The following is a 16,975-nucleotide window of genomic DNA, read 5'->3' on the forward strand; positions in this document are numbered from 1 at the left end:
TGCGGCCCGTTTCCCGCCGAAGCCCCGGACAAACGTCGGACGCCTTCGCTGTCAGCTCGGCTGGAGCCGGACGTGCCCGCTGGTGCCCACCGCCTCCACCCCCCACTCCTGGCCGAAGGCCCGCACACGATCGGCCGTGATCCGGCCCAGTTCGGCCGGGATGTCCGGGTCGAGCACCAACCGCCCCTGCTGCGGATCGAGCCCCAGCAGCGCGCGGACCAGGGCCAGCGGGGTGCCGGCGGCCCACGCCTGGGGGCTGCAGGCGGTGGGGTACGGCACGGCGAACACCATCCGCTCCCGCGCGAATCCACTGAGCGCCTCGGGTAGCCGGTGACCGAACTGCTCTGCCGCCTCGAACAGCGCCAGGCTGATGCGGTTCGCCTCGGCCCGGTAGCCGTACCGGGTCAGGCCGAGCACGGCGATGGAGTTGTCGTGCGGCCAGACGGTGCCCAGGTGGTAACCGACGGCGTTGTAGAGCTTCTCCTCCCGGGACAGGGTCCGGATGCCCCAGCCGGAGAACATGTCCGGCGACATGAGCTGACGCACCACGGCGTCGGCCCGCTCCCGGGGGACGATCCCGCTCCACAGCAGGTGTCCCATGTTCGAGGTCTTCGAGTCCACCCGGTTCTTGTCGCCGTCCAGGGCGACCGCGTAGTAACCGCCCCGCTCCTCGATCCAGAAGTCGCGGTTGAACCGCTCGAACAGGGTGCCGGCCTCGTCGCGCAGCCGCATCGCCAGCGCGGGATTGTCCAACGGCCCGTCGAACAACTCGGCCATCCGCACCTTCGCGTCGTACGTGTAGCCCTGCAGGTCGGACGTGGCCAGTGGGAGCACCGGGATGCGGCCGTCGGCGAAGCAGACGCCGTCCGGCGAGTCCCGCCAGCACTGGTTGCCCAGCCCTTCCGGCGAGCGGGTGGCGTACTCGACGTAGCCGTCGCCGTCCCGGTCGCCGTACTCGTCGATCCAGTTCAGCGCGGCGAGCGCGTTGTCCCGCAGGTGCCGGACGGTCTCGTCGTCGCCGGTCCACCGCCAGTACTCGGAGAGCAGGATCAGCCAGAGCTGGGTGGCGTCGGCGGTGCCGTAGTACGGCCCGTACGGCTTGAGGCCGCTGCGGGTCAGCTCGCCGCTGCGCACCTCGTGCAGGATCTTGCCGGGCTCCTCGTCGGCGAAGTCGTCACACGTGTCGCCCTGCAACCGGGCCAACGCCAGCAGCGCTCCCCTGGCCAACGCCGGTCCGGCCACGAGGGTCTGGTACGCGGTGATCAGGGTGTCGCGGCCGAACACGGTGAGGAACCAGGGCAGCCCCGCCCCGGGCACCATGATCCGCTGGCCCTTGACCTCCAGGTCCAGCCGCAGCGCCGACAGGTCGTCGCGGGACTGCCGCACGGTGCGTTCCAGCGCCTGGTTCTCGCTGCGCAGCACGGCCCGGTCCTCGGTCCACCGGCGCAGCGGGTCGTCGGCCCGGCCGTGGATGACGTCGGCGATGTCGCCCCGGACCGGCTCGACCACCCCCATTCCCGGCGGCAGCGGCACGTGCAGGTCCACCTGCCACTCCTCGCGCGGGCGCAGGTGCAGATCCCAGATCAGCTCGTCGCCCTCGATGCGGTCCGCCGGCGGCTGGCAGCACACCCGGGTCTGCGCCCCGAAGTTCCCGTTCCCGTAGGAGAAGCACAACTCGGACCCGTCGGCGGCGTGGCTGCGGGTGACCTCCGCGGACCGGTCCCGGACGACCGACTTCACCTCGAACAGGTCGGCGAAGTCGACGTCGACGGCCAGCCGCAGCTCCACCCGCACCGGCTCCGTCCGGAACGATCGCACCTCCACCCGCTCGTGGAAGCCGTCGCCGACGTAGCGCAGCCGTTCGACGCCCAGGCTGTTGGGTGGCAGCCCGGGCAGGTCGGGGTTGGTGAGGACGTACTGCGCGGAGTAGTGGGCGATGGTCTCGGCACGCAGCGCCAGCAGCTCGCCGCCGTTGACGGTCAGCGTCCAGCCGCTGATCAGGCGGGTGTCCAGGTGCACGAGACCGCCGATGCTTCCCGGCGGCACGTCCCCGAGCGAGTTGGAGTACAGGAAGGTGGGGCCGCTGAGCACGGCGAGCGAGTCGGTGCCCAGCTCGGGCGGCATGGCCCGCTGGTCACCGCCCTCCCCCGGCGCCTCCGGCCGCACTCCGGGCGTGGGATTCGCGGGCGTCGCGCGCACGGCAGCCATACCACCCACCGTAGGAACGCCGGGCACCACCAGTCATCACCCGGTTCGGGTGAAAGCCGCGGAACATCCATGTCCGGCGATGTAGACAGGCGCCGCCGTCGATGGAGAGGATGCCGGAATGGGATCTGACGACACCGGCGACCGACCCACGAGGTCCACCCGCCGCACCTTCCTGTCCGCCTCTGCCGCCGCCACCGCGGCGACCGCCGCCACCGTGGCCGTACCCGCGCTCGCCGCGCCGGCCGCCGCCGACGCCCCGCCCGCCGGCCCCGGCCGCCCGATCCGCCCCCAGCGGCCCGACCGCGAGCTGCGCGACCTGCTGCGCCAGGTCGACCCCCGGCGGATCGAGGCGATCGTGCGCCGTTTGGCCGCGTTCGGCACCCGGCACACCCTCTCCAGCCAGGACGACCCGCAGCGGGGCATCGGCGCCGCCCGGGACTGGATCTTCGCCCGCCTTCAGGAGTACGCCGCCACCTCGGGCGGCCGGATGACGGTCGAACTCCAGTCGTACATCCAGCAGCCGGCGTCGCGGATCCCCACCGCGACCCGGATCACCAACGTGGTGGCCACCCTGCGGGGCCAGACCTCACCGAACCGCACCTACGTGGTGACCGGCCACTACGACTCCCGGGTCACCGACGTGATGGACGCGGTCAGCGACTCACCCGGCGCCGACGACGACGCCTCCGGGGTGGCCGTGGTCATGGAGCTGGCCCGGTTGATGGCCACCCGGCCTACCGCGGCCACCGTCGTCTTCGCCGCGGTCGCCGCCGAGGAGCAGGGGCTGTACGGCTCGGCGTACCTGGCCCAGCAGCTCAAGGCGGCCGGCGCGGACGTGCAGGGCATGTTCAGCGACGACATCGTCGGCAGCAGCACCGCCGACGACGGCACCCGCGACCCGCACGCGGTGCGGCTGTTCGCCGAAGGGGTGCCGACGGCGGAAACCCCGGCGGAGGCGAGCACCCGGCAGTCCGTCGGCGGTGAGAACGACTCGCCGTCGCGGCAGCTCGCCCGGTTCGTCCGCGACGTGGCCGAGAACGACGCCACCGGGATGCGGGTGCGGGTGATCTACCGGCGGGACCGCTACCTGCGCGGCAGCGACCACATCTCGTTCCTCCGCGAGGGCTGGCCGGCGGCGCGGTTCACCGAACCGAACGAGGACTTCGCCCACCAGCACCAGGACGTCCGGGTGCAGGACGGGCAGCAGTTCGGTGACCTGCCGGAGTTCTGCGACTTCGGCTACATCGCCCGGGTGGCCCGGGTCAACGGCGCGACACTCTGGTCGCTGGCCCAGGCGCCCGGCACGCCCAAGCGCGCCATCATCGTGACGACCGACCTGACCAACAACACGACGCTGCGCTGGCAGCGCGGCGACGAGCCGGACCTGGCCGGCTACGAGGTGCTGTGGCGGGAGACCACGGCTGCCGAGTGGCAGCGGGTGATCCCGGTCGGCGACGTCACCGAGGTCAGCATCGACCTGTCCAAGGACAACGTCTTCTTCGGCATCCGCGCGGTTGGCCGTGACGGCCTCCGCAGCCCGGTCGCGTTCCCCCGGCCGGGCAGTTGAGCGGCGCCCCGCACCGGTTCCTGGCCACCTCCCGGCGGTAACGCCGTGGCACCGGCGGCGGCCGATCAGGTCGCCGCCGGTGCGGTGATCGCCCACCGCTCGTGGTCCCGCCAGGCGCCGTCGATGAACAGGTAGTCCGGGGAGAAGCCCTCCAACCGGAAACCCAGCTTGCGGGCCACCCGCCGGGACGGCTCGTTGCCCGGCTGGATGTTCGCCTCCAACCGGTGCAGCCCGAGCGCGCCGAACGCGTGGTCGATGACCAGGGCGACTCCCGCAGAGGCGTGCCCGGTGCCGCTGTACGGCTGGAACGCCGCGTACCCCAGGTAGCCGCCGCGCAGCGCGCCCAGCACGATCCCGCTGATGTTCACGTAGCCGGCGATCTCACCGCTGGCCCGGTCGCAGATCAGGTAGCCGGAGCCGTCGCGACGGCGGATCCGGCGCAGGTAGCGGTCGTACTCCTCGGGGCTGTCCGGCGCGACCAGCCACGGGTGGTGCAGGTCCCGGCTGCGCCGCGCGGCGGCGACGAACTCCTCGCAGTCGGCGGGCCGGGGTCGACGGATCGCGGCGGGGCCACCGGTACGCAGGTATCTCACGGCGGAACACTCTCGCCGAGGTACCCGGGCGTTGTCCAACCGGCCGCGATCAGCGCGGCTCGGTGCTCTCCCGGGGCAGGACCGTGTGCGGCGCGGTCACCCGGGCGAAGGCCGCGTCGGGCTGGTCGATCCGGGTGGCGACCCGGGTGACCGCCTCCCGGGCGAGAAACGCGGTGTCGATGCTGACGGTGCTCAGGGTGGGCCGGGAGTAGCGCCCCTCCTCGATGTCGCCGATGCCGATGACGGCGACGTCGCCGGGGACACGCAGCCCGGCGTCGAAGGCGGCGCGCATCGCGCCGATGGCGAGGGCGTCGGAGTAGCAGAAGATGGCGTCCGGACGGTCCGACTGGGCGAGCAGGGCACGGGCGGCGCGGTAGCCGTCGGCCCGGCGGTGTCGCGACGCGGGCAGCCGGTGACCGGGGACGGGGGCCAGCCCGGCCCGGCACAGCGCGCGGTGGTAGCCGTCCGCGCGCGGTGACTCCCTCGGGTACGCGCCGATCGCCGCGATCCGACGGCGGCCGGCGCCCAGCAGGTGTGCGGTCGCGTCCTCGGCGGCCCGGGCCAGGTCGATGGTGACCTGGTCGCAGCGGCCGTGCCGGGCTTCGCCGCCGACCAGCACGACGGGACGCCCGGCGGCGGTCAGCGCATCGACCAGCTCGCTCGGCGCGACGGGCGCGCTGACCAGCACGCCGTCCACCGGCATCGCTCGGGCATCGCCCAGCGCCGGCGCCGCTGGCTCGTCGTCGGGCGGGGCCTGTTCGATGACGACGCGGTAGCCCCGGTTCCCGGCCTCGCGGACGACCGCACGGGCGAGGTCGTCCGGGTAGGGCACATCGGCGCCGGGGAGGACGAGGGCCAGCACGCCGGTGCGTCCGGTCCGCAGGGTCCGGGCGAACGCGTTCGGCCGGTAGCCGAGCTGCGCGACGGCGGCGTCGACCCGGCGGCGCACGTCGGCGCTCACGTGGGGATAACCGTTGACCACGTTCGAGACGGTCTTCACCGACACGCCGGCGAGTCGTGCCACGTCCTTGAGCGTGGAAGCCACGACATTGCCTCCCCCGGCGAGCATCACACCATCGAACCGGTTTCACTGGTGTAGTTCCGACCCTCCCAGGCGGTTTCACACCTGTCAAGGCGCTACGGTGGTGTGAACGAAGGGGGTGGTCGGTGGACGACGACAGCGCGGTGCCGGCCGCCGTGCGGCTGGTCCGGGACTTCGTGAACACCCTCGAACCGCAGATCGACGACGAGACGCTGACGAGCCCCGACCGGCTCCGCGACTGGTTCGCCGACCGGGAACTGCTGCCGCCGGAGACGCGCCTCGGACCGGCGGACCTCGACGTGGCCGTGACGGTCCGGGAGGGCCTGCGCGCCGTGCTGCTCGGCAACGCCGGCCACCAGGCCGACGCCACCGCCGTGGAAGGGCTCAACCAGGCCCTGGCTGGGCTGCCCGTCACGCTGCGCTTCACCGACGGCGACCGCCGCCTCGTCGCCGCCGGGAGCAGTCCCCTCAACCTGGCGCTGGCCGGGCTGGTCGACGCCATCCGCGTGTGCGGTGAGGACGGCACCTGGCCGCGCCTCAAGGTATGCGCCCGCGACACCTGCCGCTGGGCCTACTACGACGCCTCCCGCAACCAGGCCCGCCGCTGGTGCTCGATGGCCGGCTGCGGCAACTACATCAAGATGAGGCGGGCGTACGCCGTTCGCACGGGTCGCCCGCCGGCCTAGGTTCTGTCTCGCGGATCATGAAAGTCGCTCGTTAGACCCGTTGTGGCACACGAGGCGATCTGACGAATCACGAGTGGGCTGTGCTGGCGCCGTCGCTGCCCGGCGGGACAAGTGCATAGATCGGCGAGACAGAACCTAGTGACTGCTGACGGCGAGTCGGATTCCGAAGCCGGCGACCACAGTCCCGGTGATGCGGTCCAACAGTCTACGGGCCGCAGGACGGTGCAACACCGCGCGCAGCCGACGTGCCAGTACGACCAGCGCGGCCGACCAGGCGGTACCCAGGAGGATATGCACGCCGGCCAGGAGCACACCGAAGGCGAGCGGGGAGGCGCCGGAGGGGACGAACTGTGGCAGGAGCGCGACGTAGAACACGCCCACCTTCGGGTTCAGTAGATTTGTCAGCGCGCCGCGACGCCACCCGGGGTAGAAGTCGTTGCCGGCGGCCGCGGGTTCGTCGGCGGCTTGGTCCGGTCCACGACGGCGCGCGGCCCACAGCATGCTCAGCCCCATCCAGATCAGATAGCAGGCGCCGGCCCATCGCAGCACCTCGTAGGCCAGGTGTGAAGCCGTGAGCAACGCGGTGACACCGGCGGAGGTGAGCACACCCCAGGTGAGGGTTCCAGTTTGAATGCCGAGAACGACTCCCCAGGCGCGGCGGGGCTCTCCGACGGCTGCGGTGCGCAGGATGAGGGCGGTGTCCATCCCGGGGGTCATGGTGAGCAGTCCCACCACGATGACAAAGGACGATAGAGCGCTGAGGGTTGTCACGGTGATCAACCTATCGTGTGGGCAGCCGCGAGATCCGCGCGACAGAACCTAGGGGCCAGCCGTTGCCCTGGCCGCCCTAGCGGGGCGTCAGCACCCGGAACTCGTTGCCGTCGGGATCGGCCAGCAGCACGTCGCCGGCGCCAGCGTGGTCGGCGTCGATTCGGGTCGCCCCGAGGGCGAGCAGACGGTCGACCTCCGCCTGCTGATCACCGTCGACCCCGGGAGCGAGGTCGAGACGCAGTCGGTCCCTGCCGTTCTTCGGCATCAACGGCGGACCACCCCAGGTGATCTTCGGACCGCCGGCCGGTGACTGGATGGCGGTCTCCTGGTCCTGGTCCCAGACCAGCGGCCACCCGAGCGCCTCGCTCCAGAAGTACCCGACCTTCTGCGTACCGTCGCAGGACAGCGCACCGACGAACCCGCAGCCGGCGAGGAAGTTGTTGCCCGGACCGATGACGCAGAACTCGTTGCCCTCCGGGTCGGCGAGCACCACGTGGCCCTCCTCCGGGCCCTGGCCGATGTCGATGTGCCGACCGCCCAGCTCCAGCGCTCTGGCCACCGTCTGCTGCTGGTGCTCCAGGGATGCGCTCGTCAGATCGAAGTGCATGGGGTTCTGCCCGACCTTGGGCTGCCGGGTCGGAGGAAAGCGAAGTCGGAACCCGGTGTCGTCGTCGGGCAGGACGAGGAGGCCCTCGCGGGGATCGTCGACCAGCTCCCGGCCCAGGAGCCCGGACCAGAACCGCGCGACGCGAAGAGGCTCGATCGCGTCGAAGCACACCGCGAACAGGTGGCTGGTCATCGCTCTGCTCATCTCCGATCCGTTGACGGACCACCGTCGACAGAACGCGCGGGCAGCCCTGGGATCGCGAGCCTACGGGTGAGCCTGGACGTCCGCACCCGAGTATTCGGCGCCCCGGCCCATCATCCCGACACCACCACCGGACTGACCTCTCCCGTGCTGTCACAGCTCCACCCCGGCCGGTGTCTTCATGCGGAGACCCACCCGACAAGGAGGAGACATGACCAGCAACGCCCGGATTCCCCAAGCCGAGATCACCGGCCTCTACGGCGCCGTCCTCAAGCGATTCAGCAGGAAGAAGTTCGGCGAGGTGCCGGAGGCGCTCGGCGTGATGTGGCACCACCGCCAGGTGCTCAAGTTCGGCTTCGGCCTCAACCAGAAGGCCGCGAAGTGGAACGAGTGCGACAAGGACCTGAAGTCCTACGCCCACATGGCGGTGGCGTCCCTGGTCGGCTGCTCGTTCTGTCTCGACCTGGGGTACTTCATGGCGCACAACGAAGGGCTCGACGTGACCAAGGCCCGCGAGGTGCCGCGCTGGCGGGAGTCCGACGTCTTCACGTCACGGGAGCGCGACGTCCTGGAGTACGCCGAGGCGATGTCGCAGACCCCACCGACCGTCACCGACGAACTCTCCGCTCGGCTGCTGAAGCAGCTCGGGGCGCCGGCGTTGGTCGAACTCACCGCCTGGATCGCGGTGGCGAACCAGTCCGCGCGTACGAACGTCGCGCTCGGCGTCGAGGCCGAGGGTTTCGCCGCCTCGTGCGGCCTGGCACCCCTGGCACAGCCGAACGGCGCCGCGTCACGGGCATGACGCTGCCGGCCGGTGGTCCGTTGCGGATGCGAGGATCAACCGGTGGACGACGAGTTGGTGGCCGCGCTGACGCGCGTTCAGGACGCGTTCGCCCCGTACCCGCGGCGGGGGGTTCTGGAGGGCTGCCCGCACTGCCGGGGCTCGGTGGTCGTCGACGATCACGACCTGTCCGGACTGACCATCAGCCTCGGCAATACCGTCGGCAGCCGCGACGACGTGAAGAGTCTGCTGCCGGTGCTGCTGGAGCGTCTGCTCGTGTCGGGGGAGCTCGAGCCGTCCATCGTCTTCGGCAAGCTCTCCCACCAGGAGTGGCGCACCTGGCCGGAGGTCGAGCAGGACGCCGTCGACGGATACCTCGACGCGGTGTGGCGATCGGTGCTGGCAGGGCACCCGTGCCGGCTCGAGTCGTTCCCCGACGCGGTGAGCTTCCTCGACGCGGCCCTTCTCACCGGCGAGAGCATCGACCGGTTCCTGCACACCTGGGACGTCACGCTCACCCCGTCGGAGGACCGTCACCTCGCCGAGACGGTGAACCGACTCAACTTCACGGCCCAGAGGCCGAGCGCTCTTGGCGACTGGTTACGCCGCGACACGACCCGCGAGCGGCTCTACCGCGCGTTCGAGCGGGACCCCACCTCGGCCTGGTCGGATGATCTCGCGAGAGCCTACGACCTCCTCCGGGTCTGAGGAGGCCCGCGTCAGAGCGGGCTGGGGTACGGCTGCTCCATCGGCATCGGGACCTGGAGGAAGGTGGTGCCGCGCATGTCCAGCCAGGCCCGGTCGGGGCCCCGGACCAGGCGCAGCATCACCTCCTCGCAGGACGGGCAGCGCGCGATCAGGCCCGGGGCGTGCGAGAAGACGCGCAGGCTGGCCATCGAGCCGGTCATCCCGCAGTTCTCGCAGCGCCCCGTCGCGGTGCTCAGATCGACGGCGAACAGCTCGCGCAGCGGGCCGTCGAGCATGTTGCCGTCCAGGTAGGACATCTCGGTCATCGGGTCTCCTCGACGTTACGGGCGAGCGGGGCGGTCAGCCGGTGGGGCCGAAGCGTTCGGTCTTGACCCGTCGCGACGGGTGGCCCAGCCCCACCAGCAGGTCGGCCACGGCCTCCACGAACCCCGTCGGGCCACAGACGTAGGTGAGGGGTTCCAGGTCCGGCGGCCAACCGTGGGTGTTCACGTCGGCCAGCCCCATCCGGTGCGGCTCACCGCGCCACCCGTCGGGCGCCTCGCGGGTGTACACGTACGCCACGTCGAGCCCGAAGTCGTCGCGGGTCCGGCGGCGCAGCTCGTCGGCGTAGATCACGTCGTTCGGTGTCCGCACCGAGTAGAGCAGCCGGAACGGCACCTTGCTGCCGGTCGCCCGCCGTGCCCGGATCATCGCCATCAGCGGCACGATGCCGGAACCGCCGGCGAGCAACTGCACCGGCGCGGTCTCCTCCGGTCGCCAGATGAACCAGCCACCGAGCGGCCCGCGCACCTCCACCGGGTCGCCGTGGCCGAAGACGTCGATGAGGTACGGCGACACCTCGCCGTTGTGCACCCGCTGCACGGTCACCTCGATACGCGGGCCGCCGGGGCCGTCCACCACCGGCCCGGCGATCGAGTACGACCGTGCCGCCTGATAGCCGTCCGGTGCGGTCAGCCGCACGTCGACGTGCTGCCCGGGCAGGTGGCCCGGCCAGTCGGGGACCTCCAGCACCAGGGTCTGGGCGCTCGGCGTCTCGACCCGGCGCTCCACGAGCCGGCCCACCTGCCAGCGGATCGGGGCGCGCGCCGGGGTGCCGGTCGCCACCGCGCGCTCAGTCACCCTGGTACCGCTGTTCGCGCCACGGGTCGCCGTAGTCGTGATAGCCGGCGGTCTCCCAGAACCCCGGCTCGTCCATCGTCTTGAGCCGGATGCCGCGCACCCACTTGGCGGACTTCCAGAAGTACAGGTGCGGCACCAGCAGCCGCGCCGGCCCGCCGTGTTCGGGCGCCAGCGGCGCGCCGTCGAAGGTGTGCGCCACCCAGGCCCGGCCACCGCGCAGGTCGTCCAGGGGCAGGTTGGTGGTGTACCCGCCGTAGGAGTGCGCGAGCGCGAAGTGCGCCCCGGTGTCCACACCGTCGAGCAGGACGTCCAACGAGACGCCCTTCCAGTTGGTGCCGAGCTTGGACCAGTGGGTGACGCAGTGGATGTCGACCATCGGCGTCTCCTGCGGCAGCGCCATCAGCTCCTGCCACGACCACCGGTGCTCGGCGCCGTTCTCCGCCGCGATGACGAACTCCCAGGTGTCCAGCGAAACCCGGGGCGTCGGGCCGGCGGAGAGCACCGGGAAATCCTCGGTCAGGTACTGCCCGGGCGGCAGGGCCGGCTCCTGCGTTCGGGGCCGACCCTGAAAGCCCGGTGACACGATTCCCATTGCACAGTCGTACCACCGCGCGAGCGGGGGCGGGTGGTTTCCCGCGTACCCCCTCGTCGCCCCGGCGCGGCGCGGTCAGCGCCGCTCCGCGACCACCTCGCGCTCCTCGGGCTGACCGCCACGAGTGGCGCGCAGGCTGGTCAGCGTGACCACCACCAGCACACCGATGATCACCCCGAGCGAGGCCAGGGTGGGAATCTGCGGAACGCTCTCCCAGATCCCGTGCGCCCAGTGCAGGCCCAGCTTGAGGCCGATGAACGCCAGGATGATCGCCAGGCCGTAGCTGAGGTGCACCAGCCGGCTCAGCGCCGCGTGCAGGACGAAGTAGAGCGCACGCAGGCCGAGCAGGGCGAACGCGTTGGTGGCGAAGACCAGGTACGGGTCCTCGGTGATGCCGTAGACCGCCGGCACCGAGTCGACCGCGAAGACCACGTCGGTGGCCAGCACCGCGACGACCACCAGGGCGAACGGGGTCAGCGCCCGCTTGGCGCCCTGCCGGACGGTCATCCGGGTGCCGTGGTACTCGTCGACCACCGGCATGAATCTGCGCAGCACCTTCACCGAGCGCATCTTGCTGATGTCGACCTCCTGCTGGTGCCCGGAGAGGGCATCGCGGAGGAGCTTCACCGCGGTGGCGATGAGGATGATCGCGAAGAGCAGGAAGGCGAAGTCCAGGGTCTGCAACGCGGCCGCACCGAGGGCGATGAAGACCGCCCGCAGGACCAGCGCGCCGGCGATGCCGTAGAGCAGCACCCGCTGGGCGAGCACCGCCGGCACCGCGAACGCGGCCAGCAGCAGCATGAAGACGAAGAGGTTGTCGACGGAGAGCGACTTCTCCACCAGGTAGCCGGTGAGGTACTGCACGCCCAACTCGGAGCCGTAGCGGGCCCAGAGCCAGCCGCCGAACGCCAGCGGCAGGGCGATGTAGAACGCCGACCAGCCGATCGCCTCCCGCATGGACACCTCGTGCGGGCGGCGGGTCACCAGGAAGTCGAGCACCAGCAGCAGCAACACGCCGGCGATGGTCACCACCCACAACGTGGGGGTGCCCACCGTCGACAGCTCACCGGCGGCAGACAGGTACGACACCTCGGTCATGGGGCCTCCTCGAACACCGTGTCATGTTCGAGGTCTCCTTCACCCACCAAAGGTGGACAACCACCCGAGGCGCGCCGGGCGCGCCGTACTGACCGGAATGGTTCGTGGGAAGTACTCCCCTCGCACGACAAGGTTAGGCCAGGCTCAATCGCCACGCCAAACCGGACATCGATGGTTGCCCTGACCAACCGCTGTGCACTCCCGGACGAGGGTGCCGCCGTCAGCCGCGGCGCAGCGTCGCGCCCGGCGCCATCGACTGCTCGACCAGCGCCCGGTAGTCGCGGGGCAGCTGGGTGGCCACGTCGTCGAACTCCCCGCCGGTGATCGCCTCGCGCAGGGTCGTGAAGACCGCCCGGACGGCCTCGCGTGCCGCTGGCTCGTCCACACGGGCGCGCAACGCGACCCGGGCGACGAACTCGGCCGCCCCGATCCGTTCCGCCTGCTCGACGCTCGGGCTCGGTTTCAGCACCAACTGCAACGGCTGGGGTAGTTGGACGGCCAGGTCCAGCACCTCGCCACCGGTCAGCCGCTCGGCGAGTGTCTCCAGCACGGCCCGGGTCAGCTCGACGGCCTGCTCGGACGGCGCCCTGGTCCGCTGGGAAACCTGGTCGATGAAGGTGTCGTAGTTCATCCGTACTCCCCTCCGGCCGGGCTCGCGTCGGCGCCTGCGGGTACCCGCGGCGGCGGGGTGGAAACGGCAGCGATTCCACCCCCGGTCCGGGCGTGACCCGGCGGCGGGCGGGTAACCGCCGCCGGTCGTGACCACATCGATGCCCCGAGGGAGCTCCTGCCATGGCGAGCTACACCGAGGTCCTGCAGTACCTGTCGAGCCTGGACTACCCGGCCGAGAAGGACGACGTGGTCCGTGAGGCCGAGCGGGAAGGCGCACCGCCGGACGTCCTGAAGGCGTTGCGCGCACTTCCGCCGGTGGACTACGCCAACGGCACCGAGGTGGCCCGCTCCGCCGGCATCGAGGCGGCCCCCGAGGTCGGCCCGTCGCAGCGGGCGGCGCAGGCCCGGGACACCAAGCACAACCGGGTCTCGCAGCACCTCCGCGGCATCTGACCCGGCGGTGGCGGCCTCGGCTCCCACGGTCGGGCGGCGCGGATGACCAGAACCGGCCCTCTGTCGCGCCCGCCGTACGGGCACACTCCCGCCGCGTTCCAGCTCGCTCTGGTGGGAGTGGTCGGCGTCGTCGCCGGCAGTGTGTTCGCCGCGACGCTGTCGCCTCAGCTCGCCCCGCTGGTCGGTTGGGACGCGGCCGCCCTGAGCTGGCTGGGGCTGGTGTGGCGCAAACTCTGGCCGTTGGACGCCACGCGGACCTCCCGGGTCGCCTCGTACGAGGACTCCAACCGGGCCATCCGTGACGTGGTGCTGCTGATCGCCTGCCTGGCCAGCCTGCTGGCGGTGGGGCTGGTGCTGGCCACCGCGCGCGCCGCGCCGCCCGGAATGGCCCGGGAGCTGGACGGCGCGTTGGGCGTGTTCAGTGTGCTGCTGTCCTGGCTGGTGGTGCACACCGTGTTCGCCGCCCGATACGCCCGCATCTACTACACGGGCCCGGACGGCGGGATCAACTTCAACCAGCCGGAGCCGCCCCGCTACACCGACTTCGCGTACGTGGCGTTCACGATCGGGACGACCTTCCAGGTCTCGGACACCAACCTGACCAGCAACGAGATGCGCAGCACCGTCCTGCGGCATTCGATGATCTCGTACCTCTTCGGCGCGTTCATCATCGCCGTGACGGTGAACCTGCTGGCCGGTCTGGCCCGCTGAGCGCCCGACCTGACCCCGCGGCACGGGCGGCGGGCTGGTCGCCGGGACAGGCGGGCGCCCCGGGGTCACGAACCGCGACCGGGGGCGCCACGCAAACCTGCCCAGGCGGTGAGTCACGTCCGAACCGGGCGCGATCACCAGGCGGTGGAGGCCGCCCGAACCGAGCGGCTGTCACTGCCGGGTACAACCATACGACAGAACATCCCCCGTACGGTTAGATTTTGGCCAACTGTGGGCCAGGGCACGTCATGGTCGGCCGGTCAGCTCCGCGTACCGCTTCTCCAGGTCGACCCGCGCGAGCGCCCCCACCAGCCAGGCCAGCCGCTCCGACTCCCCGCTGCCGGCCAACCCGGCCAGGTCGTCGGCCGACCGTCCCAGACCGAGCCGGCGGGCCGCGGCCAACGCCCTCCGGTCGGCCACCGGCGCCACCTCCCGCCACAACGCCTGCGCCTCGCGCAGGAACAGGTCGACCACCTGATCGTCGACCCCCGGCAGCTCGGCGAGCAGCGCCCGCTCCCGGGCCGGGTCGTGATGCGCCAGCGCGCGCAACCGCCGCAGGTCACCCCGGTACCGCTCGACGACCGTGCGGGCCAGATCGCCCAGCGCGTCCGCCAACGCGTCCACGTCGCCGCGCTGGCCGCTGTCACGCAGCACCCGCACCCGGTCCTGATGCAGGGAACGGGCCAGCCGGGCCGCGCTGTCCCAGCCCGCGTCCCGCAACGCCCCCGCGCCGTCCAACGCCCGGCGGAAGTCACCTCGTCGGGCCAGCAGCACCGACAGGTAGAGCACCTGGAACAGGCTCGCCGGGTTGTTGATGACCCGGAAGCCGTACTGCTCGGCGAAGCCCCGTCCACTGCCGGCAAGCCGGCGGGCCAGGCGCTTCCGGTCCTCCATCGGAGTGATCAGACTGGTCGGCATGCCGGCGACTACCCGCGCCACCGTCAGTCACACGCCGTCGGCATGGCACGTAGCGTCAGCCGTGCAGGCCGCCCGTGCGGTCGCGGGCCTTGAGCCGGGTGGTGGGCAGGGCGGGCGCCGGCAACGGCGGAGCCGGATCGTCGGCGACCACACCGAAGCGGCGCCCGGCCATCCAGTCCTCCCGCGCCGCCGCGACCTCCTCGTGGGAGCGACCGACGAAGTTCCACCACATCACCAGCGGCTCCTCGAACGGCGTCCCGCCCAGCAGCAGCAACCGAGCCCCGGCACCGCCCCGCACGGTCAGCTCGCGACGACCCGAGCCCAGGTAGAGCAGCGCCCCCGGCTCGAACCCGACCCCGCCGGCCTCGGCAGAGCCGTTCATCGCCAGCAGCGCGTACTCGAAGTCGGGCCGCAGCGGCAGCGTGGTCGGCGCCGACCCACGCAACTCCAACTGCACACCGACCAGCGGCGTGTGCACCACCGCCGGCGACCGCTCCCCCGCGAACTCGCCGACGAGCAGCGTCACGTCCAGCTCGCCGTCACGCCACCGCGGCAGGTCGGCGTGGTGGGCGAAGTCCGCCGCGCCGGCCCGCGCCGGGTCCGGCAACGCCACCCAGAGCTGCACGCCGTGCATCACCGGCGGATGCCTGTCCGGCGACCGCTCCGAGTGGGAGATCCCGTGCCCGGAGGTCATCACGTTCAGCTGACCGGGCCGGATCGGCTGGACGTTGCCGAGGCTGTCCCGGTGCAGGATCTCGCCGTCCAACAGCCACGTCACCGTCTGCAGCCCGGTGTGCGGGTGCGGCGGCACCTCCATGCCGGGCCGCTCCGCCACGTCGTCCGGCCCGAAATGGTCCACGAAGCACCAGGCGCCGACCATCCGGCGCGGGCGCTGCGGCAGCAGCCGCCGCACGGTCGTGTACCGGCCCAGCGGCACGTCGTGGCCGGGCAGCAGCACACTGCCGGGATCGACGGCGGCCACACCGGGCGGTCGGGTCTCCGCCGGCATTGATTCAGTACGCTCCACCGCCCGACTGTACGCTCGCGCCCACCCGCGCCTGCGACCCTTCCCACCTGCGGCTAACGCCCTCCCGGGCGTCACCGGGTGCTGGAGGCCACCGTCACGCTGCTGGCTCCCGCCACCAGGTCGAGGTAGAGCCTGTCCGCCGACCGGTCCCATCCCGGCGTACTCAGCAGCGCCCCGGCGGCGACGCCGGCCCACCGCTCGTCACGCACCACGACCGAGCCCGCGCCAGTTCCCACGCGCACCCGTACCGGCGGCTCGCCGGGCACCCGGACGTCGAGTTGGCTCGTTCCGGCGGTCAGGCGCACCGTCGTGGTGCCGTTCGGGGTTGGCAGGAGGAGTTCGGTACGGGACGACCCACCGCCAAGCTCCACGCCCAGCAGCCGAGCGCGGGTCAGGTCGAGCACCTGGCTGCTCACCCCGCCGGACAACTGGAGGCGCCAGTCGACCCGTTCGTTGAGGTGCACCCGCACGGCCCGCTCCCCGGACGCACCGGTCGCCACCACGCCGAGCTGGACGCGCTCGCCCAGCACCGCCGGTCGCGGCGCCACACCCGAGCCCGCCGGGCTGCTGATCCGGTAGAGGTCGTCACCCAGATCCGCCACCCGCAGATCGAACGAGGACAGCCCGTCGACGAGCACGAAGGTGGCCTGCCGCCGGCCCGCGAGCGGCGCGGTCATCGTCTGCCCGGCCGCCGCAGCGCCGTCACCGCCCGGCGCGACGCCTCCGCGCCCGGTGGGTTCGGCCGCACCGGCCGACCTTCCGGCACCATCGGACCGGTCGGCGCCAGGCCGGCCGTCGTCGGGTTGGCGGCTGTCAGGTTGGGCGTCGTCGGGCCCGGCGCCATCGGGTCCAGTGCCGTCCGGTCGGACACCATCGGGACCAACGCCGTCTGGTCCGGTGCCGTCGGGGGCGCCGGAGGAGGCCATGCCGAGGCGATGCGGGTCGGCGACGATCACGGCCACCGCGGCGGCACCGAGGATCAGCACGACGACTGCGGCGGCCAGCAGGATCCGAGCCCCGCTCGACCAGCGGTGGGGCGTCGCCTCGCCAGCCGTCGGCGGCTCCGGCTCCGGTCGGCGATCCGTGCCGTGCCCCACTGCCGCCATGCCTTCGTCCCTCCGCCGGTCCCCGCCGGGAGGTACGTACCCACCCCCGGATCGGATCACTCCGCGCCGATCACGCCACTCCCCTCCGTTGCCTCCGGAGATTCACGGTGGTGATGCGGACGCCGCTGGCCGGCACCCCTGTCGGGTGCCGGCCAGCGGTCAGGTTGCTCTGTGC

19 protein-coding genes are annotated in these 16,975 nt (G+C 72.0%); 6 read left to right on the forward strand and 13 right to left on the reverse strand.

What is annotated here, in order from left to right:
* Positions 1 to 51 precede the first annotated feature (51 nt).
* Positions 52 to 2,208 carry an amylo-alpha-1,6-glucosidase gene (locus tag ACTWLT_RS30215; protein WP_445321280.1) on the reverse strand — a complete coding sequence of 719 codons (2,157 nt, stop codon included), beginning with the start codon at positions 2,206 to 2,208 and terminating at the stop codon, positions 52 to 54.
* A gap of 118 nt (positions 2,209 to 2,326) precedes the next feature.
* On the opposite strand from ACTWLT_RS30215, the gene ACTWLT_RS30220 reads away from it, so the two are divergent.
* A complete protein-coding gene (locus ACTWLT_RS30220; RefSeq protein WP_445321281.1) occupies positions 2,327 to 3,775 on the forward strand; it encodes a M20/M25/M40 family metallo-hydrolase in 1,449 nt (482 codons plus the stop codon).
* Between the two features lie 65 nt (positions 3,776 to 3,840).
* Here the strand turns inward: ACTWLT_RS30220 and ACTWLT_RS30225 are convergent, their stop codons facing one another.
* Together ACTWLT_RS30225 and ACTWLT_RS30230 are read right to left on the reverse strand one after the other, a co-directional pair.
* The gene (locus ACTWLT_RS30225; protein WP_445321282.1) at positions 3,841 to 4,368 is read right to left on the reverse strand and encodes a GNAT family N-acetyltransferase; all 528 of its coding nucleotides are present in this window, start codon (positions 4,366 to 4,368) and stop codon (positions 3,841 to 3,843) included.
* A 49-nt stretch (positions 4,369 to 4,417) separates the two neighbouring features.
* Complete coding sequence (locus ACTWLT_RS30230) at positions 4,418 to 5,413, reverse strand: LacI family DNA-binding transcriptional regulator (protein WP_445321283.1); 996 nt, start codon at positions 5,411 to 5,413, stop codon at positions 4,418 to 4,420.
* A 122-nt stretch (positions 5,414 to 5,535) separates the two neighbouring features.
* On the opposite strand from ACTWLT_RS30230, the gene ACTWLT_RS30235 reads away from it, so the two are divergent.
* Positions 5,536 to 6,096 carry a CGNR zinc finger domain-containing protein gene (locus tag ACTWLT_RS30235; RefSeq protein ID WP_445321284.1) on the forward strand — a complete coding sequence of 187 codons (561 nt, stop codon included), beginning with the start codon at positions 5,536 to 5,538 and terminating at the stop codon, positions 6,094 to 6,096.
* 135 nt (positions 6,097 to 6,231) lie between these two features.
* On the opposite strand, the gene ACTWLT_RS30240 is transcribed toward ACTWLT_RS30235, so the two are convergent.
* Complete coding sequence (locus ACTWLT_RS30240; protein WP_445321285.1) at positions 6,232 to 6,867, reverse strand: LysE family translocator; 636 nt, start codon at positions 6,865 to 6,867, stop codon at positions 6,232 to 6,234.
* Positions 6,868 to 6,943: 76 nt separating this feature from the next.
* Positions 6,944 to 7,666, reverse strand: a complete 723-nt coding sequence (locus ACTWLT_RS30245; RefSeq protein ID WP_445321296.1) for a VOC family protein — start codon at positions 7,664 to 7,666, stop codon at positions 6,944 to 6,946.
* A gap of 220 nt (positions 7,667 to 7,886) precedes the next feature.
* Here ACTWLT_RS30245 and ACTWLT_RS30250 point away from each other — a divergent pair, with 220 nt between their 5' ends.
* Positions 7,887 to 8,477 (forward strand): carboxymuconolactone decarboxylase family protein, encoded by a 591-nt coding sequence (locus ACTWLT_RS30250; RefSeq protein ID WP_445321286.1) that lies wholly within the window; start codon positions 7,887 to 7,889, stop codon positions 8,475 to 8,477.
* Between the two features lie 42 nt (positions 8,478 to 8,519).
* Positions 8,520 to 9,164: a hypothetical protein gene (locus ACTWLT_RS30255; RefSeq protein ID WP_445321287.1), complete on the forward strand. Its 645-nt coding sequence runs from the start codon at positions 8,520 to 8,522 to the stop codon at positions 9,162 to 9,164.
* An 11-nt stretch (positions 9,165 to 9,175) separates the two neighbouring features.
* On the opposite strand, the gene ACTWLT_RS30260 is transcribed toward ACTWLT_RS30255, so the two are convergent.
* The 5 genes from ACTWLT_RS30260 to ACTWLT_RS30280 form a co-directional block, all read right to left on the reverse strand.
* Positions 9,176 to 9,469 carry a DUF6510 family protein gene (locus ACTWLT_RS30260; protein WP_252414917.1) on the reverse strand — a complete coding sequence of 98 codons (294 nt, stop codon included), beginning with the start codon at positions 9,467 to 9,469 and terminating at the stop codon, positions 9,176 to 9,178.
* 34 nt (positions 9,470 to 9,503) lie between these two features.
* Positions 9,504 to 10,268, reverse strand: a complete 765-nt coding sequence (locus tag ACTWLT_RS30265; protein WP_445321297.1) for a ferredoxin reductase — start codon at positions 10,266 to 10,268, stop codon at positions 9,504 to 9,506.
* 7 nt (positions 10,269 to 10,275) lie between these two features.
* Positions 10,276 to 10,875 (reverse strand): sulfite oxidase-like oxidoreductase, encoded by a 600-nt coding sequence (locus ACTWLT_RS30270; protein WP_445321288.1) that lies wholly within the window; start codon positions 10,873 to 10,875, stop codon positions 10,276 to 10,278.
* Between the two features lie 75 nt (positions 10,876 to 10,950).
* Complete coding sequence (locus tag ACTWLT_RS30275) at positions 10,951 to 11,973, reverse strand: TerC/Alx family metal homeostasis membrane protein (protein WP_445321289.1); 1,023 nt, start codon at positions 11,971 to 11,973, stop codon at positions 10,951 to 10,953.
* A 220-nt stretch (positions 11,974 to 12,193) separates the two neighbouring features.
* Positions 12,194 to 12,604, reverse strand: coding sequence for a DUF2267 domain-containing protein (locus ACTWLT_RS30280; RefSeq protein ID WP_252414920.1), 411 nt, complete (start codon positions 12,602 to 12,604; stop codon positions 12,194 to 12,196).
* A 161-nt stretch (positions 12,605 to 12,765) separates the two neighbouring features.
* On the opposite strand from ACTWLT_RS30280, the gene ACTWLT_RS30285 reads away from it, so the two are divergent.
* Both ACTWLT_RS30285 and ACTWLT_RS30290 read left to right on the forward strand, forming a co-directional pair.
* Positions 12,766 to 13,038 carry a DUF2795 domain-containing protein gene (locus tag ACTWLT_RS30285; RefSeq protein WP_252414921.1) on the forward strand — a complete coding sequence of 91 codons (273 nt, stop codon included), beginning with the start codon at positions 12,766 to 12,768 and terminating at the stop codon, positions 13,036 to 13,038.
* Between the two features lie 42 nt (positions 13,039 to 13,080).
* The gene (locus tag ACTWLT_RS30290; protein ID WP_445321290.1) at positions 13,081 to 13,749 is read left to right on the forward strand and encodes a DUF1345 domain-containing protein; all 669 of its coding nucleotides are present in this window, start codon (positions 13,081 to 13,083) and stop codon (positions 13,747 to 13,749) included.
* A 246-nt stretch (positions 13,750 to 13,995) separates the two neighbouring features.
* Here ACTWLT_RS30290 and ACTWLT_RS30295 read toward each other — a convergent pair whose 3' ends face one another.
* From ACTWLT_RS30295 to ACTWLT_RS30305, 3 genes are all read right to left on the reverse strand, one after another.
* Positions 13,996 to 14,667, reverse strand: coding sequence for a hypothetical protein (locus ACTWLT_RS30295; RefSeq protein ID WP_445321291.1), 672 nt, complete (start codon positions 14,665 to 14,667; stop codon positions 13,996 to 13,998).
* 55 nt (positions 14,668 to 14,722) lie between these two features.
* Positions 14,723 to 15,694 carry a pirin family protein gene (locus ACTWLT_RS30300; protein WP_445321292.1) on the reverse strand — a complete coding sequence of 324 codons (972 nt, stop codon included), beginning with the start codon at positions 15,692 to 15,694 and terminating at the stop codon, positions 14,723 to 14,725.
* Between the two features lie 71 nt (positions 15,695 to 15,765).
* Positions 15,766 to 16,800 (reverse strand): hypothetical protein, encoded by a 1,035-nt coding sequence (locus ACTWLT_RS30305; protein ID WP_445321293.1) that lies wholly within the window; start codon positions 16,798 to 16,800, stop codon positions 15,766 to 15,768.
* Positions 16,801 to 16,975 lie beyond the last annotated feature (175 nt).

The organism is Micromonospora yongxingensis, from assembly GCF_052601155.1.

What these genes read in the sequence shown, in the direction of transcription:
- ACTWLT_RS30250 (WP_445321286.1), top strand. Translation starts at nt 7,887, where the DNA reads ATGACCAGCAACGCCCGGATTCCCCAAGCCGAGATCACCGGCCTCTAC.
- ACTWLT_RS30285 (WP_252414921.1), top strand. Translation starts at nt 12,766, where the DNA reads ATGGCGAGCTACACCGAGGTCCTGCAGTACCTGTCGAGCCTGGACTAC.
- ACTWLT_RS30295 (WP_445321291.1), bottom strand. Translation starts at nt 14,667, where the DNA reads ATGCCGACCAGTCTGATCACTCCGATGGAGGACCGGAAGCGCCTGGCC.
- ACTWLT_RS30290 (WP_445321290.1), top strand. Translation starts at nt 13,081, where the DNA reads ATGACCAGAACCGGCCCTCTGTCGCGCCCGCCGTACGGGCACACTCCC.
- ACTWLT_RS30215 (WP_445321280.1), bottom strand. Translation starts at nt 2,208, where the DNA reads ATGGCTGCCGTGCGCGCGACGCCCGCGAATCCCACGCCCGGAGTGCGG.
- ACTWLT_RS30245 (WP_445321296.1), bottom strand. Translation starts at nt 7,666, where the DNA reads ATGACCAGCCACCTGTTCGCGGTGTGCTTCGACGCGATCGAGCCTCTT.
- ACTWLT_RS30275 (WP_445321289.1), bottom strand. Translation starts at nt 11,973, where the DNA reads ATGACCGAGGTGTCGTACCTGTCTGCCGCCGGTGAGCTGTCGACGGTG.
- ACTWLT_RS30280 (WP_252414920.1), bottom strand. Translation starts at nt 12,604, where the DNA reads ATGAACTACGACACCTTCATCGACCAGGTTTCCCAGCGGACCAGGGCG.
- ACTWLT_RS30220 (WP_445321281.1), top strand. Translation starts at nt 2,327, where the DNA reads ATGGGATCTGACGACACCGGCGACCGACCCACGAGGTCCACCCGCCGC.
- ACTWLT_RS30270 (WP_445321288.1), bottom strand. Translation starts at nt 10,875, where the DNA reads ATGGGAATCGTGTCACCGGGCTTTCAGGGTCGGCCCCGAACGCAGGAG.
- ACTWLT_RS30305 (WP_445321293.1), bottom strand. Translation starts at nt 16,800, where the DNA reads ATGGCGGCAGTGGGGCACGGCACGGATCGCCGACCGGAGCCGGAGCCG.
- ACTWLT_RS30260 (WP_252414917.1), bottom strand. Translation starts at nt 9,469, where the DNA reads ATGACCGAGATGTCCTACCTGGACGGCAACATGCTCGACGGCCCGCTG.